Below are 25,791 nucleotides of genomic sequence, written 5' to 3' on the forward strand. Positions count from 1 at the left end.
CGCCCAATAATGAGCGCGCTTGTTATTATGTTAATTCGATATCGAACTGTGTTAAACTCTTAAACTGCTGTAAGCGTTGATGAACCTCACTACTCTTTAAACTCACCATGCGTTCTGTGCCAAATTTTTCGACACAAAAGGAAGCTAAAGTAGACCCATAGATAACGGCATTTTTCATGTTTTCGAAAGATATATCATCCGATTTTGTTAAATACCCAGCAAATCCACCAGCAAACGTATCGCCAGCACCAGTTGGATCAAAGACTTCTTTTAATGGTAATGCCGGTGCGTAAAAAACATTGTCTTTATGAAATAATAAAGCGCCATGTTCGCCCTTTTTAATCACCACATATTTTGGTCCCATTTCTTGAATTTTGCTGGCAGCGACTACTAGTGAATATTCGCCAGTAAGCTGTCTTGCCTCTTCATCATTAATGGTAATAACATCTACTTTTTTAATCACGTTTAGTAAATCGTCCAGGGCACAATCCATCCAGAAATTCATGGTGTCTAAAATAACCAATTCTGGTTTGCTTTCCATTTGCTCTAAAACGCTTAATTGCACTAATGGGTGTAGGTTTCCTAACATTACAATTTTAGAATCGCGGTATGCTGCCGGAACGACAGGCTGAAAATCAGCCAACACATTTAGTTCTGTAGCCAAGGTGTCACGTGTATTCATATCGTTATGGTATTTACCACTCCAAAAGAATGTTTTGCCTTCTTTTACAATTTCAATACCTGAAATATCAACTTTTCTATCCGATAATAAATTTAAGTATTCCTGTGGAAAATCCCCACCAACAATAGAAACGGCAGCCGAATCTACATTAAATTGCGACGCAGCAAGGCCAATGTATGTGGCAGCACCACCTAAAATTTTATCAGTTTTCCCGAAAGGTGTTTCGATAGCATCAAAAGCTACGGTCCCTACAATTACTAGTTTGCTCATAAAACAGTTTCAAATTTTGATGCAAATATAGGTGTTTTGTTGACTAAAAAACGAATTTATTTATGTTACAAAATTCATAATTCTACATAGTGTTAAACTATTTTTTATATTCTTTATAAATGAAGTCGTACGTATATTCTACGTATATTTATTTTAAATACATCTGATATGAAAGCGCATAAGAAACGAAAGGAAGTTCTTTTAGACGAACAAACGCTTGCAATGCTTGAAGAAAAGGCAAAGAGTCAAGGCAGAAATCTTAAAAATTATATGGAATTTATACTAACGGAAGAGGCTGCTGCTTTCGAGCCTTCCATTGAGTATAAAATTATGATGGACAAATTGATTGACAACCATAATAAAGTTAAGTCAAATTATTTAAGTGAAGCAGAATTTAGAAAATCAACTAAAAAATAGTGAAGTGCATTATTAAATTTCAGGAAAACAGTTTATATGATTTTAATGAAGGATTATCATATTATAAGTTAATAACTGAAACTTTGTCAGAACGATTTTTTACTGAATTTTGGGATTGAATTGAAAAATTAAAGGAGAATCCGACAGCTTATCAATTACGGTATTTAAATATCAGGATTATTCAAATTGAAAAATTCCCATTCACCATTCGTTTTCTAATTGAAGAGAATATTATATATGTACAAAGAGTGTTGCATGATAAACGGTTTTATTAACCTACTTCCTTCCAAAATCCGCTGGAATTTCCCCCCAAGCTTTTGTTTCCCATTTTACTACAGTTGTCGTATAGCTGTTTTCTTTTAACCAGTTAACAGCACGTTCCACCAAAACAAAGAGATTCTCGTTTTTAGCATTGCGCGGTAATTTGGTATTGCAGGTTTTTTTACGCACCCAACTCATGGCTATTTTGGAATCGGTATACAGAATGCGTTCGCTTTTATGTTGCTTTAAAAATGCTAATCCGTGCACAAGCGCTAAAAATTCGCCAATATTATTAGTGCCTTCTGGAAAAGGACCTTGAATAAATAATTGTTTTTTACTTTTGGTATCTACGCCGCGGTATTCCATAATACCAGGATTTCCAGACGAAGCGGCATCTACTGAAATGGAATTGTAGTTGGGAAGACCGATTTTTTTGAGCTGTACGTCAGACAATTCGCTTTTAAAGCCTTTTTTCTTTCCTATATAATCTTTATAATTACTGTTTAATGCTTTTTTGGCAGCATCAAACGTGTCAAAAGATTTGTAAACCGCACTCGGGTAATCCTTAATTTGTGCTTTACAGTCCTTCCAAGACTCAAAAACACCAGTGCGATGTCCTTTCCAAACGGTATAATATTTTTTTTTCTTTTTTGACATCTTTATGGGTGACACGAATTATACAAATAGGCGCGAATTGCTTAATTTTTTTAAATTTACTCCCGATAGCTATCAGGATTGAGAGTTTAAAATGCTTTCTACAACTTTTGGAAAATGTTCCATTTCCAAAGCATGGATTTTTGCCGCAACATGTTCAGCCGTATCGGTTGCTAAAACTGGACAAGTGGCCTGAAATATTAGTGCACCTTCATCGTAATTTTCATTTACATAATGAATGCTAATACCTGTTTCGAGCTCTTTATTCGCAATAATAGCATGGTGAACATGCATTCCAAACATTCCTTTTCCACCATAATTTGGTAAAAGCGCTGGATGAATATTAATAACTTTATTGGGGAACTCTGCTAAAATATGTTCTGGGAATTTCCACAGGAAACCAGCCAATACTATCAGGTCTGGTTGAAAAGTTTTAAGAATGTTTAGTACATCGTTAGACCTTGAAAACGCTTGTCTGTTGAATGAAAATGCACTTATATTTAAGTCTTTCGCTTTGTCAAGTACTTTGGCATGTGAATTGTTTGTCATAACTTGCGTGACTTCAACATGAATGTTGTTTTGAAAAAATTTGATTAAATTTTCGGCATTAGTTCCAGATCCGGACGCAAAAATCACAATACGTTTCATATAGCAGCTTGTCATGAGTGAATAGTAACGCAAAAAAAAGAATAAATAATAACAATTAGAAGGTAAAAACGAATTACTTAAAAGTAATTTTAGTAAATTACCACCACATTTTTACAGGAAAGGGGTGGAATAAGAATAAAATTTTTATTTTTGCCAACTAATAAAACTTAAAATTAAAAGATTATGTCAGACATTGCATCAAGAGTAAAAGCGATTATCGTAGACAAATTAGGTGTTGATGAAAACGAAGTTGTAACTGAAGCTAGCTTCACAAACGATTTAGGAGCAGATTCATTAGACACGGTAGAATTAATTATGGAATTCGAAAAAGAATTCGATATTCAAATCCCAGATGATCAAGCAGAAAACATTGCAACTGTTGGTCAAGCTATCTCTTATATAGAAACAGCAAAATAATTCATTAGAATTTATGGAATTACGGCGAGTTGTAGTTACTGGTTTAGGAGCGCTAACACCTATAGGAAATACCAAAGATGAATTTTGGGAAGCTCTTATAAGTGGTAAAAGTGGGGCTGCACCTATAACGTATTTTGATACTGAAAAGTTCAAAACCAAATTCGCGTGCGAATTAAAAAACTTTAATGCCACCGATTTTCTTGAAAGAAAAGAAGCGCGGAAAATGGACCGGTTTACGCAATATGCTATGGTAGCTTCTGATGAAGCTATTGCAGATTCGAAATTGGACCTCGATGCGGTGAACAAATTAAGAGTCGGTGTTATTTGGGGGGCAGGAATAGGTGGTTTGGAAACCTTCCAGGATGAAGTTTTAAACTTTGCCGCTGGAGATGGAACACCAAGATTTAATCCATTTTTTATCCCGAAAATGATTGCAGATATTGCACCAGGAAACATTTCCATTAAACATGGATTTATGGGGCCTAACTATACAACAGTATCTGCTTGTGCTTCTTCGGCAAACGCCATGATTGATGCCTTAAACTATATACGTTTAGGACATTGTGACGTGATTGTAACTGGAGGAAGTGAAGCTGCAGTAACCATTGCAGGTATGGGTGGATTTAATGCCATGCATGCCTTATCAACTAGAAATGAAACGCCAGAAACCGCCTCAAGACCTTTTGATGCCACCAGAGATGGGTTTGTATTGGGTGAAGGTGCTGGTGCCATTATTCTAGAGGATTACGAACATGCTAAAGCACGTGGAGCAAAAATTTATGCGGAAGTATTAGGAGGCGGTATGTCTTCAGATGCTTACCACATGACGGCACCACACCCTGAAGGTATTGGCGTAATTGCGGTAATGAGAAATTGTTTAGAAAATGCAGGCATAAAACCAGAAGAAGTTGATCATATCAACACGCATGGAACGTCAACACCTCTAGGAGATGTTGCCGAACTTAAAGCGATTTCTGTAGTGTTTGGAGCGCATGCAAAAAATATCAATATCAATTCAACAAAATCTATGACAGGTCACCTGTTAGGGGCTGCTGGAGCTATTGAGTCTATTGCTTCTATTTTAGCAATGGAACACGGAATAGTACCACCAACCATAAATCATGAGGTTGTTGATGAAAATATTGATCCTGAATTAAATTTAACATTAAACAAAGCGCAAAAACGCGATGTTAAAGTAGCCATGAGTAATACGTTTGGTTTTGGTGGCCATAATGCTTGCGTATTATTTAAGAAAATTGATTAAACAGCGAATGAAAAACATTCGAAACATATTAAATTCCCGTTCTAAAATTGACGGGAATTTTTTTGTCTCAATTCAAAATATTCTTGGGTTTAAGCCTAAAAATATTGCGTACTTCAAAAAAGCATTTACCCACCGCTCCATGAATATCAAGGATGCGGAAGGGCATCCTATTAATTACGAGCGACTCGAATTTTTGGGCGATGCTATGCTAGGATCTGTTATTGCATCACATTTATATACTGAAAGTCCCAGCGGAGATGAAGGTTATTTAACTAAAATGCGTTCTAAAATTGTTAGTCGTGAGCACTTAAATGAGCTTGGCAAAGATTTGCATTTAATTAATTTAGTGGAAAGTAAAATCCCAAAAGGTCATTTTGGCGATAATATTTACGGTAACTTATTTGAAGCTTTAGTTGGTGCCATATTTTTAGATCGCGGTTATAAATATTGTGAAAAATTTATTTACAAAAAAGTGATTATTCCGTATGTGGATATTGCTCAATTAGAGGGGAAAGTAATAAGTTATAAGAGTTTACTTATTGAATGGTGTCAAAAAGAGAAAAAAGTATTCGATTATAACGTTTATGAAGATACAGGAAATGATGAAATACGTCATTTTTCTGTAAAATTGTCTATCGATAATAAAGTGGTTTCCAAAGCACGCGCCACTTCCAAGAAAAAAGCCGAGGAAAAAGCTTCTAAACGGGCCTTTTTTGTTTTTCAAAATCAAATTTCCAAAGACAACCCAAGCTTATAATTATAAAAGCGCTCTTGTATTATATTCATGTTAAGTTTAAGGCAAACAGCAGCTTTATATAGCGATTTATGGCTATATTTACATCCTGTTTTGATTATTATGCCTGTGCAAAAACTAAATTTGGAAGAATTTTTAGATACCACTGATTATGCTTTAATCGGTATTCACAGTAATTTAGAGAGTTATCGGTTAGCTTATTTTATAAATCGAGAATTGCAGCTTCGTTTATCAAGACAAAAAGAAGATTTAGATTTCGGAAATCAAGAAGCTTATGATATTTTCGAATGGGAAGACACTTATAATTTTACAACTTGGGATTTAGTTTCTAATAAATGTCGTGTGGAAATTGCATTAACTCAAAATGATAACACACTTTTTAGTTCACAAAAGACCGAAACTAAAACCTTGTATTTAATTCCCGAATATAAAAAAGTAAATTATTTTTTAAAGTTAACGGATGATGTTATTAGCGACGAACATATTAACGAGCTTTTAAAGAGAATTCAAAATATTCCGAATGTCATTACGGCATACAGCGTAGACCCAACGGAATTAAAGTCCAAAAACAACTTAATATTTTATTAATGTTCAAAAGAAAGAAAACCAAAATAGTAGCCACATTAGGTCCAGCAACAAGTACGAAAGCCGTTTTAAAAGGCATGTTGGATGAAGGTGTAGATGTATTTAGAATCAATTTTTCGCACGCCGATTATAAAGATGTGGAAGAGCGCATTGCCATGATTCGTGAGTTAAACGATGAGTTTGGTTATAATGCAGCAATTTTAGGCGATTTACAAGGGCCAAAATTACGCGTTGGCACCATGAAAGGTGAGGTGATTGTAAACGAAGGAGACGAAATTATTTTTGCAACAGGAGAACGTTTTGAAGGTACCAAAGAACGTGTTTACATGACTTATGATAAGTTTCCGCAGGATGCCAAACCAGGTGAGCGCATTCTTTTAGATGATGGGAAACTTATTTTTGAAGTGGTATCATCCGATTTAAAATCGGAGGTAAAAGCACGCGTTATTCAAGGCGGACCGCTTCGTTCTAAAAAAGGTGTTAATTTACCAAATACCAATATTTCGCAGCCAGCTTTAACGGAAAAAGATATTGAAGATGCAATTTTTGCTATTAAAATGGAAGTCGATTGGATGGCTTTATCCTTTGTGCGTCATGCCGAAGATTTAATGCAATTAGAAGAGTTAATCAGTAAACACAGTGCTCATAAAATTCCAATTATTGCTAAAATAGAGAAACCAGAAGCGGTAGAAAATATTGATAAAATCGTTGCATATTGTGACGGTCTAATGGTGGCGAGAGGTGATTTGGGAGTGGAAATTCCTGCTGAAGAAGTGCCACTTATTCAAAAGCAATTGGTTTTACGCGCCAAACAAGCACGTATTCCAGTTATTATAGCCACACAAATGATGGAAACTATGATTTCCAGCTTAACGCCAACACGTGCTGAAGTGAATGACGTAGCTAACTCTGTAATGGATGGCGCGGATGCGGTAATGCTTTCTGGTGAAACATCTGTTGGGCAATATCCAGTTCAGGTTATTAAGCAAATGTCCAACATTATTAAAAGTGTTGAGGATTCAGAACTTATTAAAGTACCACAATTGCCACCTCATATTAGGACCAAGCGTTTTATTACAAAATCTATTTGCTACCATGCCGCTAACATGGCCAACGAAATTGATGCAAAAGCCATTTCTACGCTAACGAATAGTGGTTATACAGCATTTCAAATTTCAGCTTGGAGACCAAGTGCACATATTTTAGTGTTTTCTTCTAACAAGCGTATATTAACCCAACTCAATTTACTTTGGGGTGTTAAAGCATTTTTCTATGATAAATTCGTTTCTACGGACGAAACAATTGAAGACGTTAATAAAATTGCTTGCCAGAAAGGCTATGTGCAAGAAGGTGATATGCTGATTAGTTTAGCTGCTATGCCAATTCAAGATAAAGGAATGGTAAATACACTTCGTGTTACCGAAATTACCGGTTGTAATTTTGAAAACTAATTTATAAATTTTATAAAAAACCTCATCAAGTTAATTGATGAGGTTTTTGCTTTTTATTACTTCTCAATCTTCGCTTTTGTTTCCAAAACCTCATTAAGTTGCCATTGTCTTACGTGCTGTTTTTGTGAAATTTCTATGGCTGTGTTTATTAAACTATCAGCTACAGAAATGTTATTGTTTTCTAACTCTATTTTAGCTAATGCGTTGTAAGCATCATAACTATTGGGGTAATTTTCAATCATTCTATTCAGGAGCCTCATAGCTTCTGGTTTTTCACCGTTTTTTAATAAGCGACTCGCCCATTGAACATTAAAATAATCAACGCCATCTGGGTACAAGGTTTGTAATTTGGTTTGTATTTTGTGAAGTTCGGCTGGGTCTTCCTGAAGCTTATATACCGTATTTCCTAATACGCTATTTTGCATGTTAAAAGTATGGCCATACCGTTTTTGAACCCTATTATAATGCGCCACTAATTGCTGCTCTGAACTGAAATATTCGTCCTTAACTTTCCATGTTTTAAAAATGCTGTTTAATGCCCATTCATAAGTTGGAGCGCCTACCGAATTATGGTTTTCATCGGCAAATTGCTTAAACTTAAAATTTGAATTCGTTGGAATAAAAAAGAAAAACAAATAGACTGATATACCAATTCCAAAAAGAACCAATAATAACGGCAGTCTTTTTCTTCGTGTTATTAAAACCCATAGAAAGGCGACTAAAATAGCTAAAATAGCAATCCCAAAAATGACTAAATTATTCTTTAAAAAATTATTAGTTACAACACCTAAAAAGCTATCAACACCCATACCTTTTTCATCCGCTAAAGACAGGTAAACATCTGTTTTATAGTCTGGATTATCAGTTAAAGTTTTCTTGGCTATCGTGTTAATCGCATTGTTTTCCCACCATAAAGCGGGACTAATAGCAATACAGTTATCAAAAAGTTTTGGTTTGTTAAGTGCTGTATTCAGGATGAATAAACCACCAAGGGAATGACCTGCCAATATGTTATAATCGATCGTTTTGTAGTGTTTATCAACATATGGCATGAGTTCTTTTTCTATAAAATCGGAAACGGTATTTGCATTTCCAGAATCTGCAACTCCAGCAATATTTGGTTTACAATTTTCTCTATAAGTTTCACTTCCTTTTCCTGAAATACCTATTAATATCATTTCTGGAATATTTTCACTTATAGATGCTTGAAGCTCTAGAATTCCCGATACATAATGAAAATTATAATCGCCATCCAAAATGTATAAAACAGGATAATTTTGATTACTAGAGAGATAAGATGCTGGTAAAAACACGGAGAATTCCCGCGTATCATTCAGTATTACGGACGATACGGAATCCCGTTTGATTGAAAATTCATCAATCTGTGCATTTATAACGAGTGAAAAGAATAGAAATAAAATGAGTAGTTTTTTCATAATAACCGGTTGAAAAGTAAGTTATTAAATGTAGTCATTAAAATGCAAAACGCAGCTGCACACTTACGGCTTCCTTGCTCGTTGGTTTCTTCTTGGGTTTTTCTGTATTGAGATTAGATAATGATATCCCAAGTAGTCTAACCGAATTCTGCATACTGTCCTGATACAATAAATCCTTGGCTGTTTCCATAATAATAGACGTTTCACTCACATAATACGGCACCGTTTTACTACGCGTTTGCAAAGTGAAATCGCTATATTTAATTTTTAAGGTGATTGTTTTTCCTGCTACATCACTTTTTTTAAGCCGACGCGAAACTTCTTCGGCAATATGTTGTAGTTTTTCTAGCATGAAAATTTCAGATGATAAATTCTCACTAAACGTACGTTCGGCAGCTAAAGATTTCCGGATCCGATTAGGCTTCACTTCGCTTGTATGAACTCCACGAACCACATGGTAATAATAACCACCTGACTTTCCAAAGTGTGTACTTAGAAACTCTATGGTTTTCGACTTTAGGTCGGTTCCTGTAAAAATACCTAGCTGATACATTTTTTCGGCTGTAACTTTACCTACGCCATGAAATTTTCGAATATCCAAAGCTTCTAAAAAAGGCAAAACATCTTCAGGGTTTACAGTTTTTTGTCCATTAGGCTTATTGTAGTCGCTGGCAATTTTAGCAATAAATTTATTGATCGAAATACCTGCCGAAGCTGTTAAGCCGACTTCATTAAAAATACGCTCGCGAATTTCTTGTGCAATTAAGCTCGCACTTGGGTTTCCCTTTTTGTTTTCGGTTACATCTAGATAGGCTTCATCCAAAGACAAGGGTTCTACCAAATCCGTATAATCGAAAAATATTTTCCTAACCTGTTCCGAAATCTCACGATAACGTTCAAAACGCGTGGGTGCGAAAATCAAACCTGGACAAAGCCGTTGTGCTAGCATTCCGCTCATAGCACTGCGAACCCCAAATTTTCTGGCTTCATAACTCGCCGCAGCCACTACACCACGTTTTCCGCCACCACCAACGGCAAGCGGTTTCCCTTGTAATTCAGGATTGTCCAGCTGTTCCACAGAAGCATAAAATGCATCCATATCTACATGAATTATTTTTCGAATAGGAAAAGTGTCTGGCATGATGTAAATTTATAATATCTTTAGCATATAAACAGGACATTATGGGTAAAACAGCAATCATTTTAGGAGCAACAGGATTAACAGGAAGTGTGCTTTTACAGCAACTTCTGGACGATAGTAGATATGATAAAATCAAGTTGTTTTCACGATCGGCAAGTGTAATTAAACATGAAAAGGTTGAAGAATATTTGATTGATTTGTTCGAACTAAAATCGCATCAAGATAAGTTTAGAGGCGATGTTGTATTTTGTTGCATAGGAACAACCAAAGCCAAAACACCAGACCAAGAAGAATATTTAAAAATTGACTATGGTATTCCAGTTTCCGCTGCTGAAATGGCTAAAGAAAATGGTATTAAAACCTTTATTGCTATCTCCGCTTTGGGTGCAAATAAAGACAGTAAAACCTTCTACAATCGAACAAAAGGTAAAATGGAAGAAGCGGTTTTAGCCGAACAAATTCCACATACATATTTATTACAGCCTTCATTAATTGGTGGAAAGCGTGATGAAAAACGAGCAGGTGAAGATTTCGGGAAAATTATGTTATCTTTTTTCGATCCCTTTTTAATGGGGTCTTTGAAAAAATATAAAGCTATTAAACCGCAAACTATTGCTAGATGTATGGTTTTGTTGGATAATACGAGTTATCCTAATAATCGAATTTTATCGGACGATATTAAAGAAATTGCCAAGTAATAACAGGGTTTCCTATTAAAAAAAATATGATTGAAATAGAACGAAAATTTTTAGTAACATCGGAAGATTTTAAAACGGAAGCTATTCGGGAGAATCGAATAACTCAGGGGTTTTTAAATACAGATAAAGCTAGAACGGTTCGGGTTCGATTAAAAGGAGATAGCGGATTTATTACTGTTAAAGGTAAGTCCACAGAGGATGGTGTTTCGCGTTTTGAATGGGAAAAAGTCATTTCAAAAACAGATGCTGAAGCTTTATTAATATTATGCGAAAAAGGTATTATTGATAAAATACGTTATGAAATTGAAGTCGGAAATCATCTTTTTGAGGTCGATGAGTTTTTTGGTGAAAACGCCGGATTAATTGTTGCGGAAGTTGAGCTATCAGATCCAAACGAGACTTTTGAAAAGCCAAATTGGGTAGGAGAAGAAGTTACGGGTGATACTAAATATTATAATTCGCAATTGAGTAAAAAGCCATTTTTGACTTGGTAAATAATTTTTTTATTCTGAAATAGTCATCCAACGTTTGTCTTCATTTCCAAACGTATCCACAACTGTAATTAAATGTTTACCTTTTTTCGGAATAATAGCAAATTCATGAATATCCTGCGTGCTTCCTAAAAATTGATCATTTAAATACCAAAATACAGTTGTTTCAGGTTTGGAATGGGCTATTTTTAAAATAAGGTCGTTAATTTTCCCATCAAAATCTTTGGGAAGAAAAATAGTGTTATTATCATTAGGGTAAATAAATTGCATAGAAGCGGCATTGCTACCCAAGCAATCTTCTCTAAATGGCGGCAAAGCTTTGTAAAACGGATTCTTTGTTTTGTAGTAAAACCCCATTAAGGGCGGCAAAACAAACCACGATTTATGTTTTATATTGGATATATCTTCACAGGAAGAATTGACTTGATATTGCTCCGAAGCATCCAGGTGAATTAAAATATGATATGGACAAGCCTTCGTTTTTAACCCTGAAATTTGAACAAATTTTTGTTCTACAATATCACAATTTGGTGACGCCCGATGGCCACTTTTTTTACAAATACTGATTTCACGCATTTCATCAAAAGGCTTTGCAAACCAATCGGAATTTGGTAACAAATTAAACACGTCAAATAAAATAGGTGCAGCTGTTTGCACACCAACTAATCCTGGTCTGCCTTCGCCATCGGCATTTCCAACCCAAACACCCACAACAAAATCTTTGGTTGTTCCAATAGCCCAAGCGTCACGAAAACCAAAGCTGGTTCCTGTTTTCCAAGCTATCTGTTTTGAACCATCATAAAACTCCCAATTATCATCACCTTCTGGACGGTTAACCTCTTTTAAACTCTCGTAGGTTAAGTAAATAGAAGCCGCATCAAAAAGTGTTTTTTCACTTGTTTTTTTTCCGAAGTCAATTGTTTCTGAATTAATAAAAGTGGGTTCACAAAACTCATTTTTAAAATACGTACTAGAGTTTTCAGAAAAATGATTTAATGTAGAAGACATTGCAGCGTAGCTTTTACATAAATCCCATAAATTACTTTCTGCACCACCTAAAATCAATGATAATCCGTAATGATTTGCAGACTCGGATAAATCTTTAAGGTGTAACTTTTTCAAATACTGATAAAACCTGTCCAGTCCAAACTCTTGAAGCATTCTAACAGATGGTACGTTTAAAGAACGTGATAATGCCTGACTGGCAGGAACAGCGCCATCATAATTTTTGTTGTAGTTTTCAGGGTTATAACTTCCATATTGGGTGGGAACATCAGCGACTAATGTATTGGCTAGCATATCGCCAGCATCCAACATGGCTGTATATAGAAAAGGTTTTAATATACTACCTGGACTGCGCGCTTTATCAATAATATCCACATCTTTTTCATGTAATTTATCTGTGGGTGCATTACCAACATAAGCCATAACCTGACGTGTTTTAACATCTAAAACTAATACGGCTGCATTGTGAACGTCATTTTGTTTCAGTTGGTTATAATGCGTTTTTACAACCTGGTTCACCCGTTCTTGTAAGTTATTATCAACAGTTGTCTGAATGCGTTTCCCTGAATGGGTTTTTGCTACCTTTTGCAATAGATGCGGAGCTGTCTGCGGTAAGGCGTAGGGTTTTTGAGGTAAACCTTCGGCAATAGAAAGTTTATAGGTTAGTGAATCGATAATTTCATTGTCCAATAGCTTTTGAAGTAAACGATCCCGTTTTTTTAGTAATTGCTCTTGGTTTTTTCCAGGATAAATTAGACTCGGGGCATTTGGTAAAACAGCAAGTGTTGCGCTTTCTGCCCATGATAATTGAGATGCGTCACGATAGTAATATCGCCAAGACGCTGCATCTAATCCTACAACATTACCACCAAAAGGAGCATTGCTGCTATAGTAAGATAAAATCTGATCTTTACTGTCTCGCAATTCTAACCGCGTGGCTAAAATAATTTCGATAACTTTTTCAAAATAGGTCCTATTTTGTCCTTTTCTAGATAAGCGAATAACCTGTTGTGTAATGGTGCTACCGCCACGTTTTATACCGCTAGATTTTAAATTATCACGGAACGCTTTAAAAATAGAAATGGGATTAAAACCTGGATGTTTGTAAAAATAGGCATCTTCAAATTCAATAATACAGGTTTTAAATTTTTCAGGAATAGTATCGTTTTGTGGAAAGCGCCATTGACCATCATTTGCAATTTGAGCACCTAAAAGGCGATTTTTTTTACTGGTTATTACCGTTGCCGTCGGATCTGTAAATAACTGATTTGGTAAACAAAAATAATAGACAATTAGTAGGATTAATACGATTGCCGATTTTATTTTATTTGCTTTTATGTAGGTTGTGAAATTGTTCATGTTAAATCCCTGCGTAGGCAGGGATCTTTTTGTTTAATGAGATTCCTGCCTGCGCAGGAATTTTATTTTTCAATGGTAATCCATTGCCCTTTACTACGTACTAAATACTCATTATCGTACATGGCTTCTGCTTGAATTCCTGGTAAATAATAGGTTCCTAAAAAGGACGCGTTTAGCATGATATTAAAGGTTTTACTATCTTGTTTTCCTTTTTTCGATAAATCGAAATAGAAATTCACCTCATTATCACGAATATCAGTGTAACGTGCTTGACTGGTTGTTGATTCGCCAAAATCCGTAAATCGGGTGTTTATAATCTCCCAACCAGACGAGAATAGTTGTGTTAAAGCAATATCGTTTACATCTTGATTTTTTAGGTTGCTGATGTTGATTGTTGCTATAAAATCTTGTCCTTGTTTTAAATTTGAAATGTTAATTTTATTACCCTTCAAATCTTTGTAAATCACAGAAGCACTCAAACCACGCTGTTCAACGAGCTCTTGTCCAAGTGGTAATTTTCCAGAATTCAAGACTCTTACATAAACTAAATTGTCTTTTTTATTTGAAAAAGTCAGTTGATTACTGCCATTTACAATTGGTAAATCACGTTGCGCAATCGCACTTTTTGATTTAATAGTTTCAGATTTTCCATTAATAGAATATTCCAAATTCAGTTCTTTTCCACCGTTGGCTTCCACCATTTTTGCCATGGCTAATAAGCTGTAAGCCGTTGTTTGCGTACTCATCCAACGATTACTAGTTAAATCTTTAGCTAAATCTTCTGCCAATGCACGTTGTTGTGGGTTTTTAGTAAGTACCATGGTTTCCAATGCCATTGCGCGGTTTCTGTCTACCGAACCGTAAGTATAATTGTTATATTTAGGTGGTTGGAAATTAATATTAGCAGTTTTAGAAATAGCTTGACTCGCCTCATTTTGTCCTGCTAAAGCATAAGCTGCTGCCAAACGCCATTTAGCTTCATTAGAAATTTCACTAAACTCTTTTAAACGGTTCATAGCAGCTAAATCTGCACTTCCCGCTAATGCTAAAGTATATAATCTGTAAGCTTGTGCTAAATCTGAATTATACGTTCTGTAGCTTGGACGCCATTCTCGAGCAGCCTGTTTTTGGTAAGACAACCAATTGCTCTTAAATGTTAAAGGCAAAACATAGCCTTTCTTCTCAGCTTCTATCATAAAATGACCAGCAAAACTAGTAGACCAATCGTTGATAGAATTTTCGCCTAACCAATAGCTCATTCCGCCACTTGGTAATTGAAATTGTGCCAATCGTTTAATACCGCGTTCAAGATTTTTCTGAATATCTTGTTTTTTATCCAGTGTTAAATCGAAAATATCATTCAAATATAACTGTGGAAACAATCCAGATGTAGTTTGTTCCAAGCAGCCATGTGGATATTGAATTAAAAACTGTAATCGACGTGTGAAATCCATAGGAGGTAAGGTTGAAAACTCTACAGTAGCGGAATTTGTACCTATTTCTCCAAAAGTTTCAAAACTTAATGTTTCTTCTGCATTAGCAGCAACCGATTTATCTAGAGATTTTGATGAAATTGGATTCGGATTAACTACGTCGATTTCTACTTTATACGTCGATTTTTCTCCGTTCCCAGAAGCAATAACTTCAATAGTATTAAAACCTTTTGCTTGACTCACATCCAATTCAAAATAAAGCATTTGTTCATCTGGTTTATCAAAACTTATATTTTGCTTGTTATTACCAACTACTGAAATACCTTTGCTTAATTTTAAACTGATTTCAACATTTCTGACTTTCTTTTCCATTGCAAAAACAGTGACTGGTAAGGTGACTTTTTCGCCTGGACTTAACTTTCTTGGAAGTGATGCTAAAACCATTAATGGCTTTTTAACCTCAACAGATTTATCAACACTACCATATGCTTCATTTTTCGCATCTCCAGCAACTACCATGGTACGAACAGCACCAATATAATTAGGTAATTTAATCGTATGTGATCGGTTTTGGCCGGCTTTCAATTTAAAAGGGCCTAAATAAGTAACAACTGGTTTAAAGCGATTTGCTTTTTTGTTTTTACCGGCTGCAGCATTAGCATCACCACCAATGGCGAAAACTTGATCTATACTACCAGAAAATGCACCGATAACATCATCAAAAACATCCCAGGTTTTTACGCCTAAAGCTTCACGAGCATAAAATTCATCCCAAGCATTTGGGGTTTTAAAACGTGTTAAATCTAACAAGCCTTCTTCCACCATAGCAATGGTATAAGTCATGGCTTTTTTATTTTTTTCTGAAATGTTTACTTCAAATTCCTGTTCTGGCTTCAAGACATCAGGCATTTTTAATTGAGGTTCGAGTATGGTATTTGGATCCTCTACCATAAGTGGAATGACGCCAAAGAGTCGAATTGGTAAATCGTTAGCGGTAATGGCATGCGGCTGTAATAGCGAAATATTAATAAAAACATTTGGCGCCATTTCTGGCGTTATCAAAATATTGACAATAGTTTCACCTGGCTTGGTTTTTTCCCATTTAGTTTGCAATACCTCTGTACCATTTTCAACACTTACTAATGCGCGACCTTTATCGCCAGAATTAAAGGTTATAGTGGCAGTTTCACCTACATTATAAGTTTCTTTATCTGCCGAAAACACCAACATTTTCGCTGCTTCTTTATCGCTAGTCGGTGCTTTTTGCCACCAGTTTCTATAAAAATAAGCAGTTCTTCCTGTGGCATGACCACTTACTGGATCTATAACACGAATTAAATAACGACCACCTTCATCTTCAGGAATGTTTAAATTGAAACTGCCTTTGCCTTGAGCATCCGTATTTACTTTACTATCTAAATATGGTCTGTGATAATTACTAGAAACATATCCTGATAAATTATCGTAAGAGGCATTCCACCACCAACGCCATTCAATCTTATAGATTTTTACTTCTAAATTGTTACGCTGAATAGGTTTGCCGTCTTTATTAACTACGACCACATCAAAAGTTTGGTTTTCATCGGTAAAAAAAGATCCATAGGCTTTAGGTTCTGGCGAACGTAATCCTACAAAAGATTCGTAAGGCGCGTAAGGCATGGTGAATGCATCCATGGAAAAATCACCGCCGTTTTCAAAAGCACGCACTAAAAACTGAACATTTAGCATGCCTGGCGCATTGTTGCCAACTTTAAGCAGGTTATTAATTCTGGCAAGTCCTTCATCGTCTACATTCCCTTCAAAAACTGTTGTTTCCTCGGTTTCAAATTCGCGAGTAGGATCGGAGAACTCATAATCTTTATAGTTTTTGAAACCCGTATTTGAGCTGCTTATTTTCGCTTTAATTTCAGCTTTTAAGTTTTTACCTGGTGCGCCATGAAGCCATTTTACATCTAACGTTCCGGCCAATGGTTCGTTGTCTGTTAGGATCTCATTTTCAAAATCGACCATTATTTTTAGTCGATTTGGTTTAACGGTTTCAATTTTTAAAGTCTTATGAAACGTTGCACCACCAACAGAAACTTTGGCGCTGTAACTCCCTGTTTTATCTTCAGTATTAGTAGGAACCGTAAATTTGTAAAAGTTATTAAGGTTATCCGCGGTAATATTTTTATAAGTTAATTTTCCAGTTGGATCCGTAATTTCTAATTTAACAGGATGCTTTTTAGGTAAGTTATTAGCATTATCGTTTAGCATAAACGTTAAGTGTAGAGTGTCGCCAGGGCGCCACACACCACGTTCACCATATAAATAGCCTTTAAGGCCACGTTGCAGCTTTATTCCTGAAACATCAAATTTGCTTAAGGATAAGGAGTTACCATCATTTAGTTTAACATAGGTGGTATTGCTCCCTTTTTTAACAATTGCAAAAGCGGCGTATTTATCGGAATCAATGTTAAGTAAACCTTCAGAATCCGTAGAGGACGTCACTATTTCTTGCTGCTGATAATTGTATAGTGTTACGGAAGCATTTGCTTCTGGCTTGGTATTTAAAATATTGGTTACCGCAAAAAAGTAGGAGTTATTCTCACCACGTTTAGCAATAACCCCCAAATTGGTAGCAACTAAATTTTGTGCTACTACGCGATCTTCGTTATAATAGGCTAAATGACATGGATTATCATACTCCTGCCAATTGTATGTATTTCTTTTATAGTTATAAATTAAGTTATCCCAATAGGCTTCTTCGCGCAAATCGTCATCTTCTGTGTAAGCTTCTTCTACATATTCGTCCTCGTAATAATAATCTTCATAGTCGTCTGGACTAGTAGAGGTGTCAGAATCGCAATCATATAAAGAATAGTCTATATTATAGCTTAACTCTACGCGATAGATAGCGCCAGGATCTGCGGCAAAATATTTTGAAAGATCAATACTATAAGCGCGCCACTTACCGGTATTTTCGGCCTCTGTTTGTAATTCAATTGTTTCTTTTGCTATACGACGACCTACTCTTTTAATACCAGAATTATTGTTTCCATCCAAATTGTTCTCTTGTAAAAACTGAACAATATTATCTTCAAAAATCTTGATAATTCTAACGTCAACGGCGCTTAAATTTACCGCTTCAAAATTAAATTTTAATTGTTGTGAGTTTGGTAAAATGCTACCATTACTAATTAATCGGACTTGTGGCTTTAGGTTTTCAAAAGTGATTTTTTCTGAAAACTGCTTTTTCAACTTAAATCCGTCTGTATTAGAAATCCCTTGAAAAACATTTACTTGAATATCACCAACTAGTTTACTTTCTGGGTATACTTTTAAAATATTCCCATCTACAATAAACTTGGGATTATTAGTTTTTTCAATGGTGATTAAACCATCAAAATTCTGTTGTTTTGTTAAAGGATCTGAAAAGTTAATCGATACATATTGTTCTGGTGATTGTATGACTTCCACATCTACAATTGTAAAATTATTAACACCTGGAATTATCAAGGTACTTTCACCTTTATTTTCTGCTTTTATGGCTTTTCCTTGCCATTTCACCAAAATTTTAGAATCTTCAATTTTTCTATTAATACTATCTATTTTGAAATCGAAAAGATTGGCTTTCTCGTTATACTCATTAAAAACAAGTGATAATTTTTTACCATTCTGGGAGGCTTCAACCAATTGCTTGGCTTGTTTTAGCGAAATAACATCTGCCGATCGTAAAACTGCTCCCATATATTGCCATTCCTTACTGTAAGATTGTAAATTATTGGTAACAACTGTAAAGCTTGGTGTAATGGTTTTAAACTGAAACGTGAAATTTCCGAAGTCACTAGAAATATCATCATAAATTTTATCCAACTTTAAAGTCACTGTGTATTCAGTGGCAGGTTCTAAATTTTCGTCAGGTTTAAAAAGAAGGGAATGTCCATTAGTAACTATAATTTTTCCGGGCGTATGTGGCGATACCTCCATGATTTTATCTGGTAATTCTTGACCCATTTCCCAGCCTTCCACAGGTTTAGCTAAGCTAATCTCAATAGGATCTGCAACCGATTTTAAACCGGAAGTGGTATAACTTATATATTCACGAAATTTAAATATATTGTCGGTTTCAGTATCTTCTTTTTTACAAGAAACGATTACTGAAAAAATGACGAGCAGGATTAAAATTTTTTTAGAGGAGAAAGATGGGTGATTTTTCATGAGATAAAATTAAAAAAATATAGCGTTTTTAGGGTAATAAATAATAGTGTGTGAAGCCGTAAAAATAATAAAATATTAGTTAGTCTTCTTCATTTTTATAGATTCCTACAGTAAGTTCACCATCTTGATCCATAGAAGCACGATACATACCGGCCGTATTGAACTCCATAACCATATTTCCGTATTTGTCCACAGCAATAATTCCACCATCACCACCAAGATCAGGAACCTTTGTTTGAATAACTTCACGAGCAGCCTCACGTAGCGTTAAACCTTTATAATCCATAAGCGCAGAAATGTCATGAGCCACCATGGCACGAATAAAAAACTCACCCCAACCAGTACTAGAAACCGCACAGGTATTATTATTAGCGTAAGTTCCTGCGCCAATAATTGGTGCATCGCCAATGCGTCCCCAACGTTTGTTAGTCATACCCCCCGTTGAGGTTCCTGCCGCTAAATTTCCATTTTTATCTAGAGCAACGCAACCAACGGTTCCAAACTTGGAGTTTTTTATAGTAGCATCATAAAAAGCTGTTTCTTTAGTGGCGGCATTTTGTCTTTCTCGTTTTTTAATTAGCTTTAAAGTGTTCATTCTACTTTGTGTGAAAAAGTAACTAGGGTCAACCATCATTAATCCTTTTTCGGTTGCAAATTGCTCGGCGCCAATACCAGAAAGCATAACATGTGGTGAGTTGTCCATAATACTTCGCGCTAAAGTTATAGGGTTTTTTACTGTTGTTGTACCTGCGGATGCACCAGCGTTTAATGTTTTTCCATCCATAATAGAGGCATCTAATTCGTTGGTTTCAGCATTCGTAAAAACAGCACCTTTGCCGGCATTGAATAACGGAGAATCTTCTAAAACAGTAATTGTTTTTTCAACCGCATCTAAACTTGAACCACCTTCACTTAAAATTTTATGACCCACGCGAATAGCCTCCTCCAGCTTGTCTTCGTAAGCAGTTTCTTCTTCAATAGTCATATTTTTCTTTAAAATTGTTCCGGCACCACCATGAATAACAATGGCAAATTTATTAACCATGATTTTGGTGCTATCGACGGCTTCAGGATGTTGTTTATTAGAAATTGCTTCTAGCTCTTCCTTGCTTTTACAGGTTGAAAATAAAACTAAAATTAGTAATATAAGTATGGAGTTTTTCATGGGTAATGTCTTTTAAATGAGATTTGAAAGTTAACATTTTTTTAAATCGTTTCACTTTAGTAAAGTGACATTTATTAGTATATTCGCAAATAGGAAGTATAATAATTTAAAACTTAAAGTTTATGCAAGCAGTTGCTAAAGAATTCGGAATTGAAAAAGCCTTAAAGGATTTAGGGGTAAAAGATATAAATAATGGAACTTCTACAGGGTCTAACAGTTTTGGGAGTGGTGATGTTATTGAGAGTATTTCGCCAGTAAACGGCGAGCTAATTGCAAAAGTTACAACAACATCTAAAGCCGACTATGAAAAAGTTATAGAAACTGCTACATCGGCTTTTCAAACTTGGAGAACTATGCCAGCGCCACAACGTGGTGAAATTGTACGTCAATTTGGTAATAAATTACGTGAGTTAAAAGAACCTTTAGGTAAACTTGTTTCTTATGAAATGGGGAAATCACTTCAAGAAGGTTACGGTGAAGTTCAGGAAATGATTGATATCTGTGATTTTGCTGTTGGTTTATCAAGACAACTAAACGGACAAACAATGCCTTCAGAGCGTCCAGGTCACGTTATGCGTGAGCAATGGCATTCATTAGGTGTAGTTGGAATTATTTCTGCATTTAACTTTCCAGTTGCTGTTTGGGCATGGAATACTGCTTTGGCTTGGGTTTGTGGAGATGTTTGTATCTGGAAAGCTTCAGAGAAAACACCATTATGTTCTATAGCTTGTCAGAATATTATTGCAGGCGTTCTAAAAGATAATAACTTACCAGAAGGTATTTCGAATATTATAAATGGCGATTATAAAGTTGGTGAAATGATGACAACTGATAAGCGTGTGCCATTAATTTCAGCTACAGGATCTACACGTATGGGAAGAATTGTAGGTGTAACGGTTGCAGAACGTTTTGGGAAATCATTATTAGAATTAGGAGGAAACAACGCGATAATTATCACGCCAACTGCCGATTTAAAAGTGGTAGTGCCAGGTGCTGTATTTGGTGCTGTAGGAACGGCTGGACAACGATGTACATCAACACGTCGTTTAATCATACATGAATCGGTTTATGATAAGGTAAGAGATGCAATTGTAGGCGCCTACGGACAATTAACAATTGGTAACCCATTAGATGAGAAAAATCATATAGGGCCATTAATTGATAAAGATTCTGTAAATACGTATTTAGCTGCTATTGAAAAAGCAAAAGCTGAAGGCGGAAAGGTATTAGTAGAAGGTGGCGTTGTTGAAGGTAAAGGTTTTGAAAGTGGATGCTATGTTAAGCCAGCTATTATTGAAGCTGAAAACCATTATGAAATTGTTCAGCACGAAACATTTGCACCTGTTTTATATTTAATGAAATATTCAGGTGAAGTCGAAAATGCTATTGATCAACAAAATGGTGTGGTTCAAGGTTTATCATCAGCGATTATGACAAACGAATTGAAAGAAGCTGAAAAGTTTTTATCCTTTTCTGGTTCTGATTGTGGTATTGCTAACGTAAACATCGGAACATCTGGTGCTGAAATTGGTGGTGCTTTTGGAGGTGAAAAAGAAACAGGTGGAGGCCGTGAGTCTGGATCTGATGCTTGGAAAGTCTACATGCGTCGTCAAACAAATACGGTTAACTATTCTGATGAGTTACCATTAGCTCAAGGTATTAAGTTCGATTTATAATCGACTCTTAAAATTATAAATATAGAAGCCGTTTTTTCCGTTACTGGAATTAAAGCGGCTTTTTTTGTTTAATTATTGTGTAGTTTTATAGTGATTTATTGTGGTATTTAAAAAAAGAGTTAAAGAATAGATTATGAGCTGGTATATATTCATTCCAATATTTGTAGGTGCTTTAGGAGGTTATTTGCTAGCTAGACGTATCTATAAGAAACAAAACAACACTATTAGTGCTGATGTGTGGAGGAATAAAGTAGCTAAACTTCAAAACGATTTAAAAATGTGCCAAGCATCTAAACGTTTAATTCCGTTTAATGCACCGAAAGCTCAAGCTGTTTTTGGAAAAAAAGTAGTGGAAAATGATTTGACTATTATCAAAGGAATTGATTCTAAAATAGCAGTCCTATTGAATTATCATCATATTAAAACGTGGAAAGATCTTTCCGAAACGTGTGTAGAAACTTGTCGCGAAATTTTAGATTCTGGAGGTGATCAATTTACTATTTATAATCCTGGGACTTGGTCTGAACAAGCAAAACTGGCTTATGAAGACAATTGGAAAGTTCTGTTAGAATGGCAAAAGGAGTTGGATGGTAATAGCAAATAGAATTAGCAATTTTATTGGTTTTATTTACGTTGTGTTTGCTGGTTTTTTATTTTTTATAATCTGTTTGTAGCCAAGGCAAAGGCATACGCTTCGATATGTTTAGTCTTGCTGGTTTTACTTAATTGGGCATAGCTCGAATGAGTATGGTGTTCGTTTATTTTCGTAAAAATGTGAACTATACGGTTGGTTTTTAGAACAATTTGAGTCCTGAAATATTCTATGTAAACTAATTAGAGATTTATGTATTTCAATCCATTAAAAAAAACAGTTCAGAGCTAATCTTCGGGATGTATGAATTTTAGCGTTGGCGATTAAAATCCAACTAGTTCGTCCATTAATGCCCAACCCTGTATGTGTTATTTTTAAATATCTCTATCTGTTTACTTGTACATTTCCTATTAATGTTATCATTTTCCGTTTATATCTGTAACCATTTTGATAATGATTTCCTCCTATATACTTATCAAAAGTATTCGTAATTCTTTCGCTATTAAATCCTCATAATTCTAACGACGAGTAGCCTTTTTAATCAATAAATTTAGTGCCTTTGTGGCGCTAATTTTATGAATGTTTCAATTTCATCTTTAATTAGCTTTAAAAAAAAATGAAAGCATTATTGTATTGTGCTTATACTACAATGCTAAATTGTTCTTAAAACTTAACTAGTTCAAACATTGATATTAAGGAATCAAAAAAAAGGACGTCTATTATAGACGTCCTTTTAAGATTGTAAAATTTTGTTTTACTACTACTTCTAGTACATGTATTGTAAAGCAATGACATCATCTGAATCAAACTCTCCATTCTCATTAGAGCTAAAACAAGCTACCATAATCGAATTTGGGTTGTACCCCGAAAAAGTTCCTGGTATAGCTATTGCTCCAACGCCAGCACTACCCTCATTGGAGTTTTGACCGCAACTTCTTCTTGTGTCCCAATCCGTATGTCTAAATCCAACTGAATGTCCGATTTCGTGGGTAATAACGTGCTCTATAACATTAGTGTTATAGTTTTCTAAACCATGTATTTGTACAAATTTATGTGGATATCCGCCACTTGGAAATCCAGCAGATCCACCACCACCACTTTGGTTAGGATTATGGTATACAACCATATCTTTATTTTGATAATTAGTTCCAAAAGTAAGTGTGAAAGATATTGAAACTCCACTTAAACTATTGTAATTATCAACAGCCCATTGTAGTGCTGTTTTTTCTTTATTAGAAAGACCTTGGCCGCCGCCGCCGGTGTAGCCGATAATTGATATGTTTCTACCTTGTGAAACCAAATTATTGGTACGATAATTTCTACTGGTTATACCCATTCCTATGTTTAAAGCCATTATTTGCTCTTCACTCATAATAATATCTTCCTCTACTTGATACATTTCTTGTGTTGAACCATCAGGCAATAGAAAATCTATTTTTTTTACGCCATCTGTGTTTAAATAAAAGTCTTCAAGTTTCTGAAGTATAACTTCAGAAACTTCTGCGGTTTCAGGGTTGGTAATCTCTTGATTTTCTGATTGAGATTCATTAATGTCCTCTTTTTGGCAGGATTGGAAAAAGAAGGATAGAACCGTAATCGCTATCGTAAATGTTCTTAAATTTTTCATTTTGTTATAGGGGATTAAAAATTAATAATAAAAAAATGTTTACGTAAACAGTTAGCATAGATTGCCTGTATCAGTTTTTTTAAAATACTGACAAACTATAATTTAGAGAATAAATTTATTTCTTATTCAAATATAAGCGATTTAAAAGAAATAAAAACGTAATACTTAATTTTTTTCAAAAAAAGACTAATAATTATCAGTTAAACTTCAATATTATTATCAATTAATATGATAAAATCAATAATTATCAATAAATTATTATTTTAGAAAGTACAAAGTCAGGCCTTAATATTTTTCTTCAGAAGCTTTATAGTTACTCGTGTGATATGGTTCTATTTTAATAAAAAGTGTTTATTACAGCTTCTTGAATAGCACTTACAAAGCAATTAAATACCGTATTGCTATTTATGTTCTTAATTAAGATAGATTATGCTCTTGATAATAGTATAAACAGTATAACATTTTATAGCATAATAAATTTAAGAAACAGACTAATGGTTGCGCTATCTTTTAGACTTTATAGAGTATTCTAAAGTGAAAAATAAAACTAATTAAGACGCGGTAGGTCTAAAAACCGACCATAAAATAGAAGTCTTTCGATTGTTATTTGAGGAGAATACAGCTTATTCCTTTTGGATGAGTGCTCTTGCAGATATAAAATCGAGTGGAAAACACGACATACTCATTTGGTCTTGTAGCACGAAGTAGGTGTATGCTTTAATGATTTTAACTTTAAACCTATTACCAGTCTTTGAGCTATGAAAAAAACAGCTTTTTTTAGTTCCAATAGGGTTGGCTCTTGTGTATAGTCAAAAGAAAAACAGTTAGAAGTGACATAATTATCATTAAAAGAATTGATTCTATAGGCGCAGTCTTATTTCATTTCTATCCTGTTAAAACATGGAAAGATCTTTTTGAAACTTGCAGAGGAGTTTTAGGGATCAATCGTAAATGTTGTGTTTAAGCAAAAATAGTAATCAATCTAAAAAGGAAGAATTCTATATTCTTGACCTCTCTAAATTAATTTTTAAACGCTTTAATTTTCACATTAAAAGATTCTGCTGAAGCATTTGTGCCTCTATTTATAGAGTAGTTTATTATGTTCTGATAATGTGTATATACATGGTTCTAGATATGGTGATAAAGCTTTCAAATCTATCGAACTTAAACATAAATCATCATCATTTAGTGAGACCATGGGTGTTATTGGTTTGGTTACATCTTTAGTTAGCAATTTAATTGTATTAATAGTTTTTGGTTTAATTCAGTTTGTAAAATGGCTCAGAAGTTAAAAGCAAAACAGGAACCCGATTAAAGGTTGCTGTTATGTTTAAAAACCCAATATTGGGGACTCCTTACGCCAGCTGGCTCGTTCACTAAAAATGTTTACTAAACATTTTCTTTACGTTCCGCCCTGTAGTTTAAAGTGGTGAGTGTTGGATTCACAAGCTCGTAATACTTACGCATAAAAAAACCACCCGAAGGTGGTTTTACATTTGTACAAAAAAATTATTTTATTTTTTCATAGTGATGGTTTTTCTTCTCAAATAATATAATCTTCAAAC

Annotated in this window: 19 protein-coding genes; 10 read left to right on the plus strand and 9 right to left on the minus strand. The window is 34.8% G+C overall.

Annotation, left to right across the window (positions count from 1 at the left end; translation table 11 throughout):
* Window positions 1-25: 25 nt before the first annotated feature.
* Entirely contained in the window at window positions 26-952 is a 927-nt protein-coding gene (locus BZARG_RS09755; RefSeq protein ID WP_008637728.1) for a PfkB family carbohydrate kinase, read from the minus strand.
* Window positions 953-1,120: 168 nt separating this feature from the next.
* Between BZARG_RS09755 and BZARG_RS09760 the strand changes: the two genes are divergently transcribed.
* Window positions 1,121-1,369: a hypothetical protein gene (locus BZARG_RS09760; protein WP_008637777.1), complete on the plus strand. Its 249-nt coding sequence runs from the start codon at window positions 1,121-1,123 to the stop codon at window positions 1,367-1,369.
* Between the two features lie 276 nt (window positions 1,370-1,645).
* Here BZARG_RS09760 and BZARG_RS09765 read toward each other — a convergent pair whose 3' ends face one another.
* Complete coding sequence (locus BZARG_RS09765) at window positions 1,646-2,287, minus strand: ribonuclease H1 domain-containing protein (protein ID WP_008637674.1); 642 nt, start codon at window positions 2,285-2,287, stop codon at window positions 1,646-1,648.
* A 72-nt stretch (window positions 2,288-2,359) separates the two neighbouring features.
* The gene (purN, locus tag BZARG_RS09770; RefSeq protein WP_008637749.1) at window positions 2,360-2,932 is read right to left on the minus strand and encodes a phosphoribosylglycinamide formyltransferase; all 573 of its coding nucleotides are present in this window, start codon (window positions 2,930-2,932) and stop codon (window positions 2,360-2,362) included.
* A gap of 183 nt (window positions 2,933-3,115) precedes the next feature.
* Between purN and BZARG_RS09775 the strand changes: the two genes are divergently transcribed.
* Genes BZARG_RS09775 through pyk form a run of 5 tightly spaced genes read left to right on the plus strand, consistent with a single transcriptional unit; the run spans window position 3,116 to window position 7,403 of the window.
* On the plus strand, window positions 3,116-3,349 hold the full coding sequence (locus BZARG_RS09775; protein ID WP_008637711.1) for an acyl carrier protein: 234 nt from the start codon (window positions 3,116-3,118) through the stop codon (window positions 3,347-3,349).
* Between the two features lie 13 nt (window positions 3,350-3,362).
* Complete coding sequence (gene fabF / locus BZARG_RS09780) at window positions 3,363-4,613, plus strand: beta-ketoacyl-ACP synthase II (protein WP_008637813.1); 1,251 nt, start codon at window positions 3,363-3,365, stop codon at window positions 4,611-4,613.
* Window positions 4,614-4,620: 7 nt separating this feature from the next.
* Window positions 4,621-5,370 carry a ribonuclease III gene (gene rnc / locus BZARG_RS09785; protein ID WP_008637745.1) on the plus strand — a complete coding sequence of 250 codons (750 nt, stop codon included), beginning with the start codon at window positions 4,621-4,623 and terminating at the stop codon, window positions 5,368-5,370.
* A gap of 27 nt (window positions 5,371-5,397) precedes the next feature.
* A complete protein-coding gene (locus BZARG_RS09790) occupies window positions 5,398-5,955 on the plus strand; it encodes an IPExxxVDY family protein (RefSeq protein ID WP_008637705.1) in 558 nt (185 codons plus the stop codon).
* On the plus strand, window positions 5,955-7,403 hold the full coding sequence (gene pyk / locus BZARG_RS09795) for a pyruvate kinase (RefSeq protein WP_008637729.1): 1,449 nt from the start codon (window positions 5,955-5,957) through the stop codon (window positions 7,401-7,403). Before BZARG_RS09790 ends, pyk begins: the two co-directional genes overlap by 1 nt.
* A gap of 56 nt (window positions 7,404-7,459) precedes the next feature.
* Here the strand turns inward: pyk and BZARG_RS15280 are convergent, their stop codons facing one another.
* Both BZARG_RS15280 and dinB read right to left on the minus strand, forming a co-directional pair.
* On the minus strand, window positions 7,460-8,839 hold the full coding sequence (locus BZARG_RS15280) for an alpha/beta hydrolase-fold protein (protein WP_008637750.1): 1,380 nt from the start codon (window positions 8,837-8,839) through the stop codon (window positions 7,460-7,462).
* Window positions 8,840-8,876: 37 nt separating this feature from the next.
* Window positions 8,877-9,980 (minus strand): DNA polymerase IV, encoded by a 1,104-nt coding sequence (gene dinB / locus BZARG_RS09805; RefSeq protein ID WP_008637830.1) that lies wholly within the window; start codon window positions 9,978-9,980, stop codon window positions 8,877-8,879.
* A 41-nt stretch (window positions 9,981-10,021) separates the two neighbouring features.
* Here dinB and BZARG_RS09810 point away from each other — a divergent pair, with 41 nt between their 5' ends.
* Window positions 10,022-10,678 (plus strand): NAD(P)H-binding protein, encoded by a 657-nt coding sequence (locus BZARG_RS09810; protein ID WP_008637694.1) that lies wholly within the window; start codon window positions 10,022-10,024, stop codon window positions 10,676-10,678.
* Window positions 10,679-10,704: 26 nt separating this feature from the next.
* Window positions 10,705-11,172, plus strand: coding sequence for a CYTH domain-containing protein (locus BZARG_RS09815; RefSeq protein ID WP_008637653.1), 468 nt, complete (start codon window positions 10,705-10,707; stop codon window positions 11,170-11,172).
* Between the two features lie 9 nt (window positions 11,173-11,181).
* On the opposite strand, the gene pbpC is transcribed toward BZARG_RS09815, so the two are convergent.
* The 3 genes from pbpC to BZARG_RS09830 form a co-directional block, all read right to left on the minus strand.
* Complete coding sequence (gene pbpC / locus BZARG_RS09820; RefSeq protein ID WP_008637734.1) at window positions 11,182-13,533, minus strand: penicillin-binding protein 1C; 2,352 nt, start codon at window positions 13,531-13,533, stop codon at window positions 11,182-11,184.
* A 62-nt stretch (window positions 13,534-13,595) separates the two neighbouring features.
* Complete coding sequence (locus BZARG_RS09825; RefSeq protein ID WP_008637800.1) at window positions 13,596-19,166, minus strand: alpha-2-macroglobulin family protein; 5,571 nt, start codon at window positions 19,164-19,166, stop codon at window positions 13,596-13,598.
* 79 nt (window positions 19,167-19,245) lie between these two features.
* The gene (locus BZARG_RS09830) at window positions 19,246-20,331 is read right to left on the minus strand and encodes an isoaspartyl peptidase/L-asparaginase family protein (protein WP_008637826.1); all 1,086 of its coding nucleotides are present in this window, start codon (window positions 20,329-20,331) and stop codon (window positions 19,246-19,248) included.
* 122 nt (window positions 20,332-20,453) lie between these two features.
* Between BZARG_RS09830 and amaB the strand changes: the two genes are divergently transcribed.
* On the plus strand, window positions 20,454-22,007 hold the full coding sequence (gene amaB / locus BZARG_RS09835) for an L-piperidine-6-carboxylate dehydrogenase (protein WP_008637703.1): 1,554 nt from the start codon (window positions 20,454-20,456) through the stop codon (window positions 22,005-22,007).
* Between the two features lie 133 nt (window positions 22,008-22,140).
* Window positions 22,141-22,611 carry a hypothetical protein gene (locus BZARG_RS09840; protein WP_008637647.1) on the plus strand — a complete coding sequence of 157 codons (471 nt, stop codon included), beginning with the start codon at window positions 22,141-22,143 and terminating at the stop codon, window positions 22,609-22,611.
* Between the two features lie 754 nt (window positions 22,612-23,365).
* On the opposite strand, the gene BZARG_RS09845 is transcribed toward BZARG_RS09840, so the two are convergent.
* The gene (locus tag BZARG_RS09845; RefSeq protein WP_008637757.1) at window positions 23,366-24,226 is read right to left on the minus strand and encodes a M57 family metalloprotease; all 861 of its coding nucleotides are present in this window, start codon (window positions 24,224-24,226) and stop codon (window positions 23,366-23,368) included.
* Between the last annotated feature and the right edge of the window lie 1,565 nt (window positions 24,227-25,791).

It is taken from the genome of Bizionia argentinensis JUB59, from assembly GCF_000224335.1.
GTDB lineage: Bacteria > Bacteroidota > Bacteroidia > Flavobacteriales > Flavobacteriaceae > Algorimicrobium > Algorimicrobium argentinense.